Below are 14,637 nucleotides of genomic sequence, written 5' to 3'. Positions count from 1 at the left end.
TCCGTCTTTGAACCCCTTGCCTTGTCCAGTTCTGGGGATTACCAGACTCCGATGTCGTGCTCAAATCCCTCACCTATGAAGCGTGACCCTTTGCATCTTCCCGCCTTGCGCGGTGGCTTTCTCGCCCTGCTGGCGGCGGTACTCTTCGGCATCAGCACGCCCGCGGTACAGAGGCTGGGCGCAGGGCTCGGGGCCTTCACGACCGCAGCGCTGCTGTACTTAGGAGCGGCCCTGATCGGGGCAGTGTCGCTGCGGACTGCTGCGCACGAAGCGCGAGTGCAGCGCTCTGACGTTCCGCGCCTCCTGGCGATGGCCGGTTTTGGCGCGGCGCTGGGGCCGGTGGCCCTGGCCTGGGGCCTGCAACACACGAGCGGCGCAAGCGCATCACTTATGCTGACCCTGGAAGCACTGTTCACCGCTACGCTGGCGTGGTGGCTCTACAGCGAGACCATGGACCGCCGCGTGTGGGCCGCCATGATCTTGTTGCTCGCAGGAGGAATGTCGCTCGTTCTGGACCAGGGCCTACGGGGCGGCGTTCAGCTGATGGGGTTGCTTGCCGTGCTGCTGGCCACCGTCGCCTGGGGGGTGGACAACACTTTGTCCCGTGGACTGGCAGAGCGCGACCCCAGCCAGGTGGTGATGGCCAAGGCTACCTTGGGAGCCGTAGTGACGGCTGCATTGGCGGTTTCGACTGGGGAGCCTTGGCCTTCGTTATCCGCAGCACTAGGACTTCTCGCCGTGGGAGCCACTGGCTACGGCCTGAGTCTGCGCTTTTACCTTCTTGCCCAGCGGGCGTTTGGCGCGGCGCGCACAGGCTCGGTGTTTGCTTTCGCGCCCTTCATCGGTGCTGCCGTGGCCTTCGGTTTCGGGGACCGCCCTGCGGGATTGTTGATGCTGCTGGGCGGGGTATTGATGCTGGCAGGAGTGGTACTGCACTTGGCGGAAAGCCATGGTCACGAGCACACACACGAAGTGCTTGAGCATGAGCATGCCCACCGGCACGACGATGGGCACCATTCACATTTGCACGATGTGATGCCAAAGGGCAGCCACAGTCACAAGCACACCCATGAACCTATGACCCACGCCCATCCCCATGCTCCTGACGTGCACCATCAACACGTTCACTGAACCCCCGGTATTTTTTTGTCTGCTCCCCCGAGGTCACTTGACCGTCAGGTCGGCGACCAGGCGAGCCTTGTAAGCCCTTTCCCGAATTGCATCCTCGCCGTCAGTCGCCCATACAAACGTGCTCTTCCATGCCCAAACCGTTCCATCGATCCGAAGAAATCGTAGGTCACCAGCTTTACCATCCACGGTTGCGACTTGACGCTCTCCTTCGAAATCCAAGGTGAACGTATGCGTTCCTGGCTTCAACTTGAAGCGCACCATCGTGTTGGGGAGAGTCTCGGCGGCCATTGCGTTATCCGCGCTGATCTTCACAAAGCGCCCGCCATCTCCCCAGTTGCGCCGTACGACGTAGACGGTGAGCGCATTCGGATCGGGAGTAAAGCGCTTCGCCTGAGCGTCGGCATTCAGGCTGGGGGCGGGCACCCGAGTGCACGCGACTACTCTGCCCTTACTGGTCTTGTAGCAGTATGGCGCTTCGGCGGAGGTATCGGCCCCAGTAGAGGTAGCACAACCCGCCAGCAGGCTAGCTGCCAGCACAGAGGTCAGGATCACGCAGAGGCGGCGGGTGCCTGAATATGCAGGTATTTTTGTCATGGATCTGTTCTTTTGCTGTGGAGGTTGTTGCGTATTGCCTGAAGCTTCATCAGCGACTCCGGTACCGTCACCCACGGTCTGCCGCCTTGGATTGCATATGGCGGTGTCGCGATTTCGGTGTTTTTCGGTGTTTCAAACGCATTGCCTGTCGATCCCTCAGTCTCTTGGCCAAGCGTCGGCTGTACTTGACTCTCACCGCCATTGGCGGGTGGCGTTTGAGCCAGATACGCCGCAGCCTCCAAAACACAAACACGGAGATCAACAAGCCGATCCAAATCCAGAACAGCTTGGCAAAGAGCGCGACCTGTGCAGCCTGCATTGACATGGATCGCTCCTTTTTGGCCTCCAGCACAGGCATGTTGCCGATGGGCGGTCCGACCTCGCCGATATGTAGTCAGCTGCTTTGACGTGAACGGACTGCGGAAAGTGGGATCACTTCTGGAGGCGTTGCGAAGGCGATCCCCCCCAGCCGGCCTTCGTGTACTACTTCAGCGTGAAGCGAACGGAGGCAACCGACTTGCCGGCCTTCGAGACGGCGACGACGGCTTTGGTACCTGCGGGAACCTTGAAGCTGCCCGACGCTTCCAGCTTGCCGTCGCCGACCTGGAGCTGAACTTCCTGCTTCTCGCTGCCAGCCAACAGAGTGACCTTGGCGGTCATCCCCGTCACAGCAACGGGCTTCCCGTGGTCGCGCATATAGAGCTGCAGTTTGTCGGCGCTAGCAACGAATTCGTACTCGACCTCCTTGGCTTCTGCAACAGCACCACCGTGCATCGGCTTTAGGTCGTGACCGTGATTGTCCGCAGCGAAGGCTGCGCCCGAGATCGACACTGACAGGGCGAGAATAAGTTGGGAGAGTTTCATGACAGTTCCTTTGGGGTTGGAGAAAAGGGACGGTCCCACGATCAGCGAGCGGGACCGTTTCAACTACGCGGACGCGGACACGTCTGGGGGATGCGAGGGCTCAGCGGACACGTCCTCATCTTCCTCATCGGGCCGGTGGGCCAGACGGTAAAGAATCGGCAGCACGAGAAGCGTGAGCAGCGTGGACGAGAGAATTCCGCCGATCACCACGGTGGCCAGGGGACGCTGGACTTCAGCGCCGGTGCCTGTCGCAATGGCCATTGGAATGAAGCCCAGCGAGGCCACCAGGGCAGTCATCAGAACCGGCCGTAGCCGGGTGAGCGCGCCGTCACGGATTGCTTCGTCAAGACCAACGCCGCCTTCCCTCAAGCTGCGGATGTACGAAATCATCACCAGACCATTGAGCACGGCCACCCCAGAAAGCGCGATGAAGCCGACAGCCGCAGAGATAGACATCGGAATGTCGCGAAGCCAAAGCGCCAGGATGCCCCCCGTCAAAGCGAATGGGATGCCAGTGAAGACCAGCAGACCATCCTTGACGTTGCCGAACATAGCGAATAGCAGCACGAAAACCAGCAGCAGGGACACCGGCACGACGACCTGCAGGCGCTGCGTGGCCGACTGCAAGTTCTCGAAGGTTCCGCCCCAGCTCGTCCAATAGCCGGTAGGAATCTTGATCTGGGCCAGGCCTTTCTCAGCCTCTGCGACGAAAGAGCCCACATCGCGCCCGCGCACGTTGGTGCTCACGACGATGCGGCGCTTGCCGTTCTCTCGACTCACCTGGTTGGGGCCAGGAGCAAGCTCGAATGTTGCTACCTCGCCCAGCGGGATGAAGTTCGTTTTGGCCTCTGTCCCATTGGCAGAACGCGGCAGCGGGATAGGAAGGCGCTTCATCCCTTCGAGATCGTTGCGCAGGGATTCAGGCAGACGAACCAGGATGTCGAATCTGCGGTCGCCCTCGAACATAGTGCCGGCCTCGCGTCCACCGATAGCGGTGGCCACAGTGTCTTGAATGTCGGCAACGTTCAGACCATAGCGAGCAGCCTTCTGGCGGTCGATATTCACGGTGAGCATCGGAAGCCCCGTCGTCTGCTCAACCTTCACCTCAGAGGAGCCCTGAATCTTCTGCAGCATTGCGGAGACTTCTTCTGCGGACTTGTTCAGGACATCCATGTCGTCACCGAAGATCTTCACGGCTACGTCACTGCGCACCCCGGAGATCAGCTCGTTAAAGCGCAGCTGAATGGGCTGGGAGAACTCATAGTTGTTGCCCGGGATTTTCCCGATGACTTCCTGAATCGCCGCGAGTAGTTCGTCGCGGGTTTTTCGAGGTTCGGGCCATTCGGCCATTGGCTTGAGCATGATGTACCCGTCCGAAATGTTCGGCGGCATGGGGTCCGAGGCAATCTCCGCAGTACCGGTTCTGGCGAAGATGCGCTCGATCTCGGGGAACTTCTCTTTCAAGGTCCTTTCAATCTGCTGCTGCATTTGGACTGACTGGGAAAGGCTGGTACCCGGGATGCGCAGCGCCTGGATCGCAAAGTCGCCTTCATTGAGATTGGGCACAAATTCGCTGCCCATGCGCGTGGCGATCAACCCGCACAAGACCACAGCAACTGCAGCTGCGGTCAGTACGACCGCCTTGGCGGCCATGACACGGTCGAGCAGTGGACCATACAAGCGCTTGGCATGGCCCAGCAGGAAGTTTTCCTTCTCGCTGACCCGATTGCCGATGAACAGGGCCACCGCTGCGGGGACGAATGTCACCGACAGAATCATGGCGCCCAGCAGTGCCGCGACCACCGTGAATGCCATGGGGTGGAACATCTTCCCTTCAACGCCTGTCAGCGCGAAGATGGGCAGGTACACCACCATGATGATGAGCTGTCCGAACAGCAATGGGCGGCGTGACTCCTGGGAGGCCAGAAACACTTCATGAAAGCGCTCGGCCCGGGTCAGCGGCCGGCCGTGGTGCGCCTGAGCGTGGGCAAGTCGCCGCACGCAGTTCTCCACGATCACGACAGCGCCGTCGATGATGATGCCGAAGTCCAGCGCCCCCAGGCTCATCAGGTTGGCGCTCACCTTGTACTGGACCATACCCGTGAAGGTGAAGAGCATCGACAAGGGGATGACCATTGCCGTGATGATTGCGGCGCGGATGTTGCCCAGAAAGAGGAACAGGATCACGATCACGAGAACTGCGCCTTCCAGCAGGTTCTTCTTCACCGTACTGATGGCTTTGTCAACAAGCACGGTACGGTCGTAGACCGTCACCGCGTGTACTCCGTCTGGGAGGCTCTTGTTGACTTCCAACATCTTCTTGTCCACCGCCTGCGAGACAGTCCGGCTGTTCTCGCCGATCAGCATGAACACCGTGCCGAGGACCACTTCGCGCCCGTTATCGGTTGCTGCACCGGTGCGCAGTTCCCGGCCAATGCCCACCTCAGCCACGTCGCGCACGCGCACAGGGACACCGTTGGCGCTGCTCAGGATCACGTTACCGATGTCTTCCAGCGACTTCACCTGACCAGGTGCACGAATCAGATACTGCTCGCCACGCTTTTCGATATAGCCCGCGCCCACATTGCCGTTGTTGCGGTCCAGCGCAGTGACCACATCCTGCAGTGTCACGCCCAGAGAAGCCAGGCGTTCAGGGATGGGCGCGATCTGGTATTCCTTGGCAAAGCCGCCAATGGAATTGATCTCGGTCACGCCAGGAACATTTCGCAGCTGTGGCTTGATGATCCAGTCCTGAATCTCGCGCAGGTCTGTCGCGGTATAGGGCGAGCCGTCGGGCTTCTTCGCCCCGTCCTTGGTTTCGACAGTCCAGAGATAGATTTCGCCCAGCCCGGTCGAGATGGGCCCCAGCGCTGGCGTGATGCCGGCAGGCAGCTTGTCGCGCGCCTCCTGGATACGCTCGTTGACGAGCTGCCGAGCAAAATAGATGTCGGTTCCGTCTTTAAAAATGACGGTCACCTGCGACAGGCCGTACCGCGAAAGCGACCTGGTCTGCTCCAGGTTTGGCAGGCCAGCCATGACCGTCTCGATGGGGTATGTAACCCGCTGCTCAGTCTCCAAAGGCGAGTAGCCTGCGGCCTGGGTGTTGATCTGAACCTGGACGTTCGTGATGTCAGGGACCGCATCGATAGGCAGCTTTTGGTAGCTGAAGACGCCAAGCGCCGCCATGCCCAGGGCCGCTAGAAGCACCAACCATCGCTGTTCGATCGAGAATCGAATGAGTTTTTCAAACATGTATGCGCTCCGCGATCAGTGCGTGTGTTCGGCAGATCCCTTGCCGAGTTCAGACTTCACGACGAAGCTGCCGGTCGAGGCGTAGGGCATACCGGCTTTGAGACCCGAGAGGACTTCGACCCGCTTGCCATCGCTTCGGCCCAGCTTCACGGGTTGAGCGATAAAGCCTCCATCAACCTTGAGGAAGACCACCGGCTTTTCCCCGACGTTTTGGACGGCGTCGGCCGAGATGGTTACAGGCGCTGCCGTTTCTTCGGACACCACCTCAACATTGACAAACAGGCCGGGGCGCCAAGCGCCCTTGGGGTTGTCAAGAACCACGCGGGCTTTTGCCGTGCGGGTTTGCTCGCCAATGAGCGCTCCTACAAAAGCGACAGTGCCTGTGGCCGAGGCGTCAAAGGCGGTGGCCTTGATCGTGACCTTTTCGCCCACGCGCACCGATGGCAGATCCTTCGCCGGAACGTTGATCTCAGCCCAAACCTGAGAAAGGTCCGAGATGGTGAAAACCGCAGCATCTTCCTTCACGGCTTCGCCGAGACTAAGGTGCTTCTCGATGACAATGCCATCAAAGGGCGCTCGCAACTCGATACGGTTCAGTCCTGCTACCGACGAGGCGGACAGGCCCATCGCGCTCAGTTTCTGATTGGCGTTGGCTACTGCGACCTCTGCTTCGCTCAAGGCCTGCTTGGCCTGCAGGTAGTCTTGCTCGGCAGACACCTTCTGCTCCCACAGCTTTTTTTCTCGCTCGTAGGTGGTCTTTGCCAGCGTTAAGCGCTTTTGGGCCGTCTGCAGCTCGCTGCGTTGCTCGGAAGCAGTCGGGCTCGCGATCACCGCCAAAACTTGCCCTTTCTTGACCACTTGGCCCAAGCTGGCATTGACGCTTTCCACGACTCCCGCAAGCCGGGGAACAACGTGAGACGTGCGATCTTCGTTCAAGCGTATCTCCCCGGGAAGGAGCAACGCCGTCTTGATGTTGGCTTTCACAGCAGCGTCCAGGCTGATGGATGCAGCCTTTATCTGGGCATCGGTCAGTTCGATCTTTCCTTCTTCCTTGCTCATCACGAACATGAAAGGCTCTGTGGCAGTCTGCGCAATGATCTCGATGTCGAAAGCATGGGGTTCAGCAACGATCTCTCGGCTGACAAGACTGTCTTTTTCAGCGGCAAACGTCAGTTTCTGCTTTTCATCTGTCTGGCGGGTCACAGTTGCCGTGACCGTTGCAGCATTCAGGGGCAGCGGTTTATCTTTGTCGGACAGCCAGATTCGCAGTCGAGGCTCGCCACCGTCTTCAGACAACAATGCTTCCAAGCTGAAGTCGCCTTCCTTGAACACGGTACCGCCATGTGGTCCCTTGGCTTCGCTCTTTTCATGGTGTTCACCATCGGCATGCCCCTTGTCATCGTCGTGGCCCTTTTCGCTACCCTTGCCATGGTGCTCGCCGTCGCCGTGTCCCTTGGCCTCGGTATGGCCGCCGTGACCGTGGCCATCGTCCTCGGTGGCTGCGGCTTTGGGCTTGCCGCCACCTTGCAAGATGAAGGTTCCCGCGCCGACCCCTATTGCGAGGACTACTGCAATGGCGATCAGGTGTTTTTTACTGATGGTGGATTTGCTGGAGTTCGTGTTCATGGTCATGCTCAGTGTTGCGTTGCGATCAGGCCGGGAACCATGCTGGCCCCGAGCAGGCGGTCGATATCAGCCGCTGCACGGTGTGCTTCGCCAAGGGCTTTGAGGTACTGGGATTTGGCTGTGAAGTAAGTGCGTTGGGCATCGAGCACTTCCAGGAAATTGAACTTACCGTTCTCGAACCCAATGGTGGCGGCGTCATAGGCCGACTTCGCACCGGGCAGAACTTCCTGCTGCAGTGACTGAACCTCTGCGGTGATCGTGGAAAGGCGCTCTCGTGCCTGCGCCACTTCGCTGTGCAGGCGCACGGTGGCTGCTTGCAGCTCATCGCGGGCCTTGTCCTCAAGTTTCAGCGCCTCCAGGAGGTTGCCTTGGTTGCGGTCGAAGACGGGAAGAGGCACAGAGACCCCGAAAAGAAGGACGTTGCGCTGCGTCTCGTTGCTGCGCTGCATGCCGACGCTGACGGTGACATCGGGGACGCGCTTGCTTTGTTCCAGGTCGGTCAAGGCCTTGCGCCGATCCACCTCGATTCGCGCAAGTACCACGCCTGGCGAAGAAGCAATCAGGGGCTGGAGATCGACGAGGCTCGGGACCGAGGGCAGGTTCTCGGCCTTGCCCTCCAGGACGGTGTACGGCGCATCGATCCGTCCCAACAGCGCGAAAAGGCGAGACAGTGCATTGCGTTGTTCGCTTGCGGCCTGGGCGAGTTCGACGCGAACGCCGGCTTCGGCAACCCGGGCCTTGGACTCTTCCACTGGGGATACTTTGCCAGCGGCTACACGCTTTGAGACGGTATCCGTTGAAGATTTGGCCAGCGCTGCGCTGTCTCTGGCCAGTACCAATCGTTCCTGCGCAGTCAGAACATCAAAGTAAGCGGCAGCGACATTGGCCCGCACGGTGGCTTGCAGCTCGGCGAGTTGGGCCTGTGCTTGCTCGCGCGATTTTTCGGCCGCCTTGGTGCGCGCCGCACGTTTCCCACCCAGTTCCAAGGGAAGATTGAGTTGCCAGCTTTGCGTACGCGTCTTGGAGCGTGCGTCTTCCAGGGAGTACGCAAGCTCTGGATTGGGGCGCGAGCGTCCTTGAAGAACCTGTCCTTCGGTTGCCTCCAATTGGCGTTTCGCCGCAGCCACCTCCGGATTTCCCTCCAGGGCCAATTCGATGGCCTTGGCCAACGACAATGGCTCCGCAGTGGCGGCTGCAGCAGCCTGAGGTGCTCGTTCTCCAACGACGTGCCCTGGTGGCAAGCCCTGCGAAAAGGCACCGCCCGAGGCGCTCAGCCATATAGCTGCAGCGCCTGCCGCGAGCTTGATCTTTCTACGGCCGCGCCATGCGGGCGGCATCTCTTGAAGGTAAGTACCCTTGAACATCCGATTCTCCAGTGATTTCAAAACACGCGGGAATCGGCGGACTTGCAACCGTGCAGCTGCCTGGCAACTCGTCAGTCACTTCAGCTGCAACACACGCAACTGCTTCCGCCGCGATGGCAGACAAGACTGAAAAAGAAAAGTGAGATGCCCCCGCCGATCAGGCGAGGACGGACCACTGAGGGCGGTCTGGGGGCGTGGGGGTTACAGCCAGCAGGCGCTTGCCTGAAGGAGGCTCCACGCGGCTTTCATGGATGAAGACTGGCTTTGCATCTGACCAGTTTAAGGCCCCGATACCCGCGCCATGACAGACTGAACAGTCAACATCAAATGCATCGGCTCCCTGGCTGGACTTTTCGGCCTGACCATTCCCGCCTTTGGCTTCATGCTTGTGTTCGTGATGCCCAAGGTGCTGCGACTGCGCGGTTGAGTTCTCATGCATGCAATAAGCAGCCACCGCAGACCAGCTGAACTGGAACGGAAGCAATGCAAGCATAAAAACAGCGATCAAGCGGCGCATTATTGAAGTCTAGCATGCGTCATGAAGGGCGCACTGAGGCTTGGATGGCCGCTGAAGGGCACTGGGGTGGGAAATCAGCGAGCGCCGCCGTTCATGTCCAGAAGCGCCTTCTTTTCAGCTGCCGACATGTTGAGAAATTCCTGTTGAACTTGCTCGCGGGTCTTCGTTACGCCCGTTGCTTTGACAGGCAAGGCACCTCCGCGTGAAAGGATCGCCAGGGTGCCATCCTTGCGCGCCACTTCGACAGCCTGAAGCACATCGCCACGGGACATTGTGCTCTGCATGTGGTCGGGATGGGTGGTCATGCCCACTTCGCCGTCGGCGGGATGGTACAGCGACGAGGCAGATGCCAATCCTGGAGCCGCGATAGCGAAGGCAATCAAAGTGAGCGTGAGGGGTTTGCGAACGGTCATGGTGTTGTCCCTTGATTTGAATCAGCCCTCGGCGATTTGCCGGGACTATGCCTTTCGACACGAGGAGACTGTAAAAATCCGCGCGCGACACTGCGCCCACCGCCAGATTACAAATTCGTAAACTACAAACGCGCCACATTCTTCGAGAATGGCGGCATGAAAATTCTGCTCATCGAAGACGAAGTCAAGCTGGCCGAGTATCTGCGCAAGGGCCTGGGAGAGATCGGCTACGTGGTAGACGTTGCACACAACGGGGTGGATGGCCTTCACATGGCTCTGGAAGGCGTGCACGATCTGCTGGTCTTGGACGCGATGCTCCCAGGGATCGACGGCTTCAGCCTTCTAACGGCCTTTCGCAAGACCAAGCAGACCCCGGTCTTGATGTTGACAGCAAGGGTCAGCGTCGAGGATCGGGTATTGGGACTCAAGACGGGTGCCGACGACTATCTGGTCAAGCCCTTTGCGTTTTCCGAACTGAGCGCCCGCATCCAGGTGCTGCTGCGGCGGACCCATGGCGCGCGGGATGCCGCAGAGCCCACGCAACTGCGGTTGGGCGACCTGGAATTAGACCTGGTACGGCGCAAAGCGTCCCGGTGTGGCCAGCGCTTGGAGTTGACTGCGAAGGAGTTTCTGCTGCTGACTCTGTTTCTGAGAAGAAAAGGCGAAGTGCTTTCTCGCACTGAGATCGCTGAGCAGGTGTGGGACATGAATTTCGACAGCGATACCAGCGTAGTGGAAGTCGCGATCCGGCGCCTCCGTACCAAGATCGATGTTCCGTTTGGCACTGCGCTGCTCCACACCATTCGCGGCATGGGATACGTGATGGAGGACCGCAACGGATGAAGGAGCTGGCCCAACATCGCTCATTGCGCCAGCGGTTGTCGTGGTGGCTGGCGCTGCAGAGCTTTGCCGGACTCGGGGTGGTCTGTCTGGCGGTGTATCTGGTGACCGAGTTCAATTTTCGTGATCGGCAAGAGGAAACGCTGGAGCAAAAGGAAAACGTCATTCGGCATTTGCTGGGGGATGGCAAGGAGCATGGGGATTCGGAAGACCTTGCGCACAAACTTGATGACTTCCTTGTGGGGCACGGAGATCTGTCGCTCGAAGTCGCGCAGGCGGACGGGATTGTTCTCTACGCCCACACTCGCAACCAGAATGCGAAGACGGTTTGGCGCCAACGGCAGTTCGAAGTAGCACAGACTGCGGACCAGACTCTCCCAAAAAACTTGCGCGTCCAGCTGTCGCTGGACATCCAAACCGACAACCAGTTGTTGCACCGGCTGGCTCTTACCTTGCTGGTCGCGGCCATCGGTGGGGCCGTCGTTGTATCACTGGGCGGATTCTCCCTGGTCAACTTGGGCCTGGCGCCTGTCCGAAGACTGGCCAGCCAGACGCGTGCAGTATCGGCTGACAATCTGCATCAACGTCTCGACAGCGCCGAGCAGCCCCTTGAGCTCGTGCCTCTGATCGACCAGTTCAACGCGCTCCTGGCTCGCATTGAGAAGGCCTACTCCCAGATGGAAGGCTTCAATGCGGACGTGGCGCATGAGTTGTGCACGCCTTTGGCCACGCTCATTGCCAACAATGAGCTGGCTTTGCTGCGCCCTGAGCAGGCGGATATTCGCGAGGTGCTGGCGTCCAATTTGGAGGAACTGCACCGCCTGACGGGCATCGTCAATGACATGCTGTTCCTGTCCCAGGCGGATCGGGGTGTGGGAGCACGTCGGGCCCCCGTTGCGACTCTTGCATCGGTGGCTGCTGACGTACTGGATTACCACGAAGCAGCACTGGCCGAGGCTGGTCTCACCGCTAAGGTGGTCGGCGATGCGCATGGCGCCTTCGACGTGCCGTTGTTGCGCCGTGCCCTGTCGAACTTGCTCGGCAACGCCACTCGATACGCGAGCCCTGGCTCAATCGTCCAGGTCAACCTCAGAACCACCGATGAGGGTCGTGTGCTGATCAGTGTCACCAACTACGGCAGCACGATCGATCCCGAGATACTTCCGCAGCTGTTTGACCGATTTTTCCGTGCAGATCCTGCTCGCAGCCATGGGCAGAGCAACCATGGCCTCGGGCTGGCCATAGTAGGTGCGATTGCACGCATGCATCAGGGCAAGCCAGTCGCATCGTCAGAGAACGGGGTGACGAATGTGGGAATCGAAATCCGCTCTAACTGATGGCGATTTCGACAGACTGGGATCGTTTGTGACGCTGCCACTGAGCGCGGCGCCTTCAAGAATCCGATTTACGTAGGACGAAGCTGCGAATTTTTTATTCGCCGCTTGACTTTAAAGCCACTTCAAGGTTTCCAATTGGACCATGAAATCAGAAACAAGCACACCTCCCAGCGCTGTTGACACCTGCTGCTCCTCAGGCTGTTCGAATGTCCCAACTTCAGTTCCTTCACCAGGCAACCCGAACCAAGCCAAGCTGTTCAGGATCGCCACCATGGACTGCAGTGCCGAAGAGGCTGAGATACGGCGGGCTTTGGAGCCTGTGCAGGGTATCCGTTCACTGGGCTTCCAGCTCAGCGCGCGCACTCTGAAGATCGATGCGGAGGATCACGCCTTGCCCCTGGCGCTCGATGCAATCCGCAAGGCAGGCTTCGATCCACGGCCGGTCGCTACCGCAGCACCATCCCAAGGCAGCCAAGGACGGTTGTTTCGCATAGCGACCATGGATTGCAGTGCGGAGGAGGCTGAGATTCGCCGTGCTCTGGAACCTCTGGGTGGAATTCGTTCTCTGGGTTTTCAGCTGGGCGCGCGGACGCTGAAGATCGATGCAGAGGAAGGCACCTACCCGTTGGCACTCGATGCCATCCGCAAAGCGGGCTTCGATCCGCAGCCAGTTCCAGGCGCCAATGGCTCCGAGGGCGGACAGGCGGGCGAACCAGCCGAAGGCGACGACCATGGACATGGTTTTGCAGGCGGCATCTCCCGGCTGGTAGCCGCGCTGGTGTTCGCCACGGGGGCTGAGGTCCTCTCGTTCTTTGCTCCCGACCAGATGGCCTGGAAAGTGGCCGGCATGGCGATTGCCGCTCTGGCTATCTGGCTGGCCGGCATCGACACCTACAAAAAAGGCATTGCGGCGCTGCTGCGCGGCAAGCTGAACATCAATGCGCTGATGTCGGTGGCCGTCACCGGCGCATTCCTCATTGGTCAGTGGCCAGAAGCCGCGATGGTGATGGCTTTGTACGCGATTGCGGAGCTCATCGAAGCCAAGGCAGTGGACCGGGCCCGAAACGCTATCAAGGGCTTGCTGGAACTGGCGCCCGAAGAGGCTTTGGTACTGGGCACCAACGGAGCATGGACCGCTACACCGGTGGCTTCGGTGGCCATCGGAGCGACCGTGCGCATCAAGCCGGGCGAACGCGTGCCGCTGGACGGTAAGGTGACCAAGGGCAATGGCGCCATCAACCAGGCCCCCGTGACTGGCGAGAGCATCCCCGTGGACAAGGCACCTGGCGACCAGGTGTTCGCCGGCACGATCAACGAGACTGGTGAGCTGGAGTTCGAGGTCACAGCCTTGTCGAGCAACACCACCCTGGCCAGGATCATCCAAGCCGTTGAGCAGGCGCAGGGCACGCGCGCTCCGACGCAGCGCTTTGTGGATCGGTTCGCCTCCATCTACACCCCCGCAGTCTTCGCCATTGCCGTGGCGGTGGCGGTCCTCACTCCTTTCCTGATGGGACTTACCTGGCTGGAGGCGCTCTACAAGGCCCTGGTCCTGCTGGTGATCGCCTGCCCATGCGCTCTGGTCATTTCCACGCCGGTCACGGTGGTCAGCGGATTGGCCGCGGGAGCGCGCCGTGGGATCTTGATCAAGGGCGGAACCTACTTGGAAGATGCCCGGCTTCTGAAGGCGGTGGCGCTGGACAAGACCGGCACCATCACCGAAGGCAAACCCAAGCTGGTGAAGTGGCAGGTGTGGGGTGCCGGTGACGAGGCAGCAGTCCAGCAGATGGCTGCCAGCCTGGCGGCTCGTTCCGACCACCCGGTTTCCAAGGCGATTGTCCAGGGCTTGGATGTAAAGGGTCCAGAAGCAGAAAGCTTCAAGGCCTTGCCTGGGCGCGGCGTCGAAGGCATGGTGAATGGTGTGCGCTTGATGCTGGGCAATCACCGACTGATCCATGAGCTAGGACTGTGCGGTCCGGAGCTGGAGGCGGAGCTGGCCACCCATGAAAAACAAGGCCGCACGGTAACCCTCCTGGCTGACGATTCAGGCGTCCTGGCGCTGTTCGCGGTAGCGGACACCATCCGTGAGACATCGAAACAGGCCATCGTCGATCTCAAGGCACTGGGTGTGACCTCGGTGATGCTGACCGGCGACAACACGGCCACCGCAAAAGCCATCGCGGCGCAGGCCGGCATTGATGACGCCCGTGGAGATCTGCTGCCCGAAGCCAAACTCGACGCCATCAAGGAAATGCAAAAGCGCTATGGCGCCACCGGCATGACCGGCGACGGCATCAACGATGCGCCGGCGCTGGCGCAGGCCGACATCGGTTTTGCCATGGGTGCGGCGGGAACCGACACGGCCATGGAAGCAGCCGATGTGGTCATCATGAACGATGACCTGCAGCGCGTCGCCGAGACGGTGCGTCTATCCAAGCGCACCCACGCCATTCTCTGGCAGAACATCACCTTGGCATTGGGCATCAAGAGCGTCTTCCTGGTGATGGCGGTCGTTGGCACGGCCACCATGTGGATGGCGGTCTTCGCGGATATGGGAGCGAGCTTGCTGGTGGTGGGCAATGGCCTGCGCCTTCTTCGAAGGGTACGAGGGTAGCCAGACCGCATAGTTGGCTGAACATGCTCACTTCCACGAGCTAGTTTCGGCGCTATGAGCCGACCGCCTTGGCTCTTGAGCGGAAGCG

At 60.0% G+C, this 14,637-nt stretch carries 12 protein-coding genes; 4 read left to right on the top strand and 8 right to left on the bottom strand.

Going from position 1 to position 14,637, the window contains the following annotated elements; all coding sequences use genetic code 11:
- Positions 1-75: 75 nt before the first annotated feature.
- Entirely contained in the window at positions 76-1,131 is a 1,056-nt protein-coding gene (locus tag ACODSM_RS15820; protein WP_488805962.1) for a DMT family transporter, read from the top strand.
- 33 nt (positions 1,132-1,164) lie between these two features.
- Here ACODSM_RS15820 and ACODSM_RS15815 read toward each other — a convergent pair whose 3' ends face one another.
- The 8 genes from ACODSM_RS15815 to ACODSM_RS15780 all read right to left on the bottom strand — a co-directional run bounded on the left by ACODSM_RS15815 (position 1,165) and on the right by ACODSM_RS15780 (position 9,761).
- The gene (locus ACODSM_RS15815) at positions 1,165-1,725 is read right to left on the bottom strand and encodes a hypothetical protein (protein ID WP_044402927.1); all 561 of its coding nucleotides are present in this window, start codon (positions 1,723-1,725) and stop codon (positions 1,165-1,167) included.
- 67 nt (positions 1,726-1,792) lie between these two features.
- Positions 1,793-2,050 carry a hypothetical protein gene (locus tag ACODSM_RS15810; RefSeq protein WP_092699802.1) on the bottom strand — a complete coding sequence of 86 codons (258 nt, stop codon included), beginning with the start codon at positions 2,048-2,050 and terminating at the stop codon, positions 1,793-1,795.
- Positions 2,051-2,208: 158 nt separating this feature from the next.
- Entirely contained in the window at positions 2,209-2,589 is a 381-nt protein-coding gene (locus tag ACODSM_RS15805; RefSeq protein WP_044402376.1) for a hypothetical protein, read from the bottom strand.
- Between the two features lie 63 nt (positions 2,590-2,652).
- A complete protein-coding gene (locus tag ACODSM_RS15800; RefSeq protein ID WP_099655485.1) occupies positions 2,653-5,841 on the bottom strand; it encodes a CusA/CzcA family heavy metal efflux RND transporter in 3,189 nt (1,062 codons plus the stop codon).
- A gap of 15 nt (positions 5,842-5,856) precedes the next feature.
- A complete protein-coding gene (locus tag ACODSM_RS15795) occupies positions 5,857-7,473 on the bottom strand; it encodes an efflux RND transporter periplasmic adaptor subunit (RefSeq protein WP_488805960.1) in 1,617 nt (538 codons plus the stop codon).
- Between the two features lie 2 nt (positions 7,474-7,475).
- Entirely contained in the window at positions 7,476-8,831 is a 1,356-nt protein-coding gene (locus ACODSM_RS15790) for a TolC family protein (protein WP_436075138.1), read from the bottom strand.
- A gap of 157 nt (positions 8,832-8,988) precedes the next feature.
- Complete coding sequence (gene czcI, locus ACODSM_RS15785) at positions 8,989-9,348, bottom strand: cation efflux protein, CzcI family (RefSeq protein WP_404302438.1); 360 nt, start codon at positions 9,346-9,348, stop codon at positions 8,989-8,991.
- A 74-nt stretch (positions 9,349-9,422) separates the two neighbouring features.
- Complete coding sequence (locus ACODSM_RS15780) at positions 9,423-9,761, bottom strand: DUF4148 domain-containing protein (RefSeq protein WP_436075137.1); 339 nt, start codon at positions 9,759-9,761, stop codon at positions 9,423-9,425.
- Positions 9,762-9,917: 156 nt separating this feature from the next.
- On the opposite strand from ACODSM_RS15780, the gene ACODSM_RS15775 reads away from it, so the two are divergent.
- The 3 genes from ACODSM_RS15775 (at position 9,918) to ACODSM_RS15765 (ending at position 14,549) form a co-directional block, all read left to right on the top strand.
- The gene (locus ACODSM_RS15775; protein ID WP_092699768.1) at positions 9,918-10,604 is read left to right on the top strand and encodes a heavy metal response regulator transcription factor; all 687 of its coding nucleotides are present in this window, start codon (positions 9,918-9,920) and stop codon (positions 10,602-10,604) included.
- Positions 10,601-11,938: a heavy metal sensor histidine kinase gene (locus tag ACODSM_RS15770; RefSeq protein ID WP_488805957.1), complete on the top strand. Its 1,338-nt coding sequence runs from the start codon at positions 10,601-10,603 to the stop codon at positions 11,936-11,938. The genes ACODSM_RS15775 and ACODSM_RS15770 overlap by 4 nt, the downstream gene beginning before the upstream one ends.
- 271 nt (positions 11,939-12,209) lie before the next feature.
- A complete protein-coding gene (locus ACODSM_RS15765) occupies positions 12,210-14,549 on the top strand; it encodes a heavy metal translocating P-type ATPase (RefSeq protein WP_488805955.1) in 2,340 nt (779 codons plus the stop codon).
- Positions 14,550-14,637 lie beyond the last annotated feature (88 nt).

This window comes from Acidovorax sp. FG42 (assembly GCF_057809195.1).
This window is presented reverse-complemented; position numbering and strand designations above follow the sequence as displayed.

Bases quoted from the DNA above. Each gene is read 5' to 3' on its own strand.
- ACODSM_RS15820 (WP_488805962.1), top strand. From the start codon at position 76: ATGAAGCGTGACCCTTTGCATCTTCCCGCCTTGCGCGGTGGCTTTCTC.
- ACODSM_RS15815 (WP_044402927.1), bottom strand. From the start codon at position 1,725: ATGACAAAAATACCTGCATATTCAGGCACCCGCCGCCTCTGCGTGATC.
- ACODSM_RS15810 (WP_092699802.1), bottom strand. From the start codon at position 2,050: ATGTCAATGCAGGCTGCACAGGTCGCGCTCTTTGCCAAGCTGTTCTGG.
- ACODSM_RS15805 (WP_044402376.1), bottom strand. From the start codon at position 2,589: ATGAAACTCTCCCAACTTATTCTCGCCCTGTCAGTGTCGATCTCGGGC.
- ACODSM_RS15800 (WP_099655485.1), bottom strand. From the start codon at position 5,841: ATGTTTGAAAAACTCATTCGATTCTCGATCGAACAGCGATGGTTGGTG.
- ACODSM_RS15795 (WP_488805960.1), bottom strand. From the start codon at position 7,473: ATGACCATGAACACGAACTCCAGCAAATCCACCATCAGTAAAAAACAC.
- ACODSM_RS15790 (WP_436075138.1), bottom strand. From the start codon at position 8,831: ATGTTCAAGGGTACTTACCTTCAAGAGATGCCGCCCGCATGGCGCGGC.
- czcI (WP_404302438.1), bottom strand. From the start codon at position 9,348: ATGCGCCGCTTGATCGCTGTTTTTATGCTTGCATTGCTTCCGTTCCAG.
- ACODSM_RS15780 (WP_436075137.1), bottom strand. From the start codon at position 9,761: ATGACCGTTCGCAAACCCCTCACGCTCACTTTGATTGCCTTCGCTATC.
- ACODSM_RS15775 (WP_092699768.1), top strand. From the start codon at position 9,918: ATGAAAATTCTGCTCATCGAAGACGAAGTCAAGCTGGCCGAGTATCTG.
- ACODSM_RS15770 (WP_488805957.1), top strand. From the start codon at position 10,601: ATGAAGGAGCTGGCCCAACATCGCTCATTGCGCCAGCGGTTGTCGTGG.
- ACODSM_RS15765 (WP_488805955.1), top strand. From the start codon at position 12,210: ATGGACTGCAGTGCCGAAGAGGCTGAGATACGGCGGGCTTTGGAGCCT.